The organism is Kitasatospora sp. NPDC057518 (assembly GCF_042802075.1).
Classification (GTDB): domain Bacteria; phylum Actinomycetota; class Actinomycetes; order Streptomycetales; family Streptomycetaceae; genus Kitasatospora.
This window is the reverse complement of the sequence record NZ_JBHVEU010000784.1, coordinates 1-1,543: the sequence shown is the minus strand read 5'-3', so window position 1 is coordinate 1,543 and position 1,543 is coordinate 1. Positions and strand designations below refer to the sequence as shown.

2 protein-coding genes are annotated in these 1,543 nt (G+C 73.9%); one reads left to right on the top strand and one right to left on the bottom strand.

Going from position 1 to position 1,543, the window contains the following annotated elements:
• Positions 1 to 39: 39 nt before the first annotated feature.
• The gene (locus ACFU7Z_RS39390) at positions 40 to 903 is read right to left on the bottom strand and encodes a GNAT family N-acetyltransferase (RefSeq protein WP_074001184.1); all 864 of its coding nucleotides are present in this window, start codon (positions 901 to 903) and stop codon (positions 40 to 42) included.
• 245 nt (positions 904 to 1,148) lie between these two features.
• On the opposite strand from ACFU7Z_RS39390, the gene erpA reads away from it, so the two are divergent.
• Positions 1,149 to 1,502 carry an iron-sulfur cluster insertion protein ErpA gene (gene erpA, locus ACFU7Z_RS39385; protein ID WP_049651846.1) on the top strand — a complete coding sequence of 118 codons (354 nt, stop codon included), beginning with the start codon at positions 1,149 to 1,151 and terminating at the stop codon, positions 1,500 to 1,502.
• Positions 1,503 to 1,543 lie beyond the last annotated feature (41 nt).

Here is a 1,543-nt window from a genome sequence, read left to right as displayed (position 1 = left end):
CCTCCGGAGCGCTCCGGAGGGGGCCGTACGCGTGCCCGCCTACAGGAACGCCCCGTTCGGCAGGTACGGCGCCGGCGGCCGCATCCCGCGCACCCCGACGAAGCCGCCGGTCTCCGGCGTCAGCCCGACCTCCAGCCCGACGTCCAGCGCCCACTCCTGCTCGGCGGTCAGGTACTCCACCCGCGCCTCGGCCCCGTCCGGCACCCGGGCCAGCGCCTCGCGCAGCAGCCGGGCCCCGATCCGCTTGCTGGTGGCCGCCAGCAGCCGCACCGTGCCGCCGTCCCGGTAGCAGTAGCCGCTGCCGGCCAGCGCGTCCGCGACCAGCAGCTCCTCGAAGTGCCCGAGCATCAGCTCGTGGTCCGGCCCGTGCGCGGACCCGCGCAGCCGGCGGTCCACCGAGTCCAGCAGGTGCAGGTGGGTGGCGTTGCCGCGGTGCACCGGTATGTCGCCCGGATCGATCAGCCCCTGCCGGTCCACCGTCCCGGTCAGCCGCATCGCCGGGTGCAGGGTGAACCCGGCCAGCCGGTAGCGGCGGGCCGCCGCCGGGGAGCCGGAGGCGCAGACCATCCCGCGCAGGCAGCCCCGGGCGTGCGCCATCGCCCGTTCGAACAGCAGCCGCCCCACCCCCCGGCCCTGCGCGGACGGCCGGACGGCGAACAGCGAGGGCGTCCACAGGCCCTCGCGGCGCATCGACAGCACCACCCCGACCGCCTGCCCGCCGCTCTCCGCCAGCCAGCAGCCCCCGGGATCGGTGCGCGCCAGGTGCCTGGTCCGGGCCAGCTGCAGCGGCGTCGGCCGCGGTGGCCGCGCGGGGTCGTCGGACGGTGCGGCGAACGCGGCGAAGGACAGTTCCCGGACGACCTCCGCGTCCGCTGCGGTGTCCCTGACCTGGCGAAGGATCATGCCGACCATCCTGGCGTCCGACGGGCGGCCGTGGGGCCCGTTCACCCGGATCCGTGCCTCGGGCGGTGACCGGCCCTCCGGGGGTGTGCGAGCATGGGGAGCGTAGGGGACGCGGGTGGCACACCCGGCCTACGGACAACCAGCCGCGAACAGGCCGCAGAAATCGATCGCCGCCCGGGAAATGAAACCGGACGGCCGTTGGTTGGCACTGGCGGCAGACCGTCGTCAAGACCGGGAGAAAGCAGATGACCGTCCAGGACGAGACCACCGTCGAGAGTGGCATCCTCCTCACCGATGCCGCCGCGGCCAAGGTCAAGGCCCTGCTGGAGCAGGAAGGCCGCGAGGACCTCGCGCTGCGCGTCGCCGTCCAGCCCGGTGGCTGCTCCGGCCTGCGTTACCAGCTGTTCTTCGACGAGCGCTCGCTCGACGGTGACGTGATCAAGGACTTCGACGGCGTCAAGGTCGTCACCGACCGGATGAGCGCCCCGTACCTGGGCGGCGCCACCGTCGACTTCGTCGACACCATCGAGAAGCAGGGCTTCACCATCGACAACCCGAACGCCACCGGCTCCTGCGCCTGCGGCGACTCGTTCAGCTAAGCCCGCTGCGGAAGGCGGCCCCGGGGTGATCCCCGGCTGAG

Bases quoted from the DNA above. Each gene is read 5' to 3' on its own strand.
- ACFU7Z_RS39390 (WP_074001184.1), bottom strand. From the start codon at position 903: ATGATCCTTCGCCAGGTCAGGGACACCGCAGCGGACGCGGAGGTCGTC.
- erpA (WP_049651846.1), top strand. From the start codon at position 1,149: ATGACCGTCCAGGACGAGACCACCGTCGAGAGTGGCATCCTCCTCACC.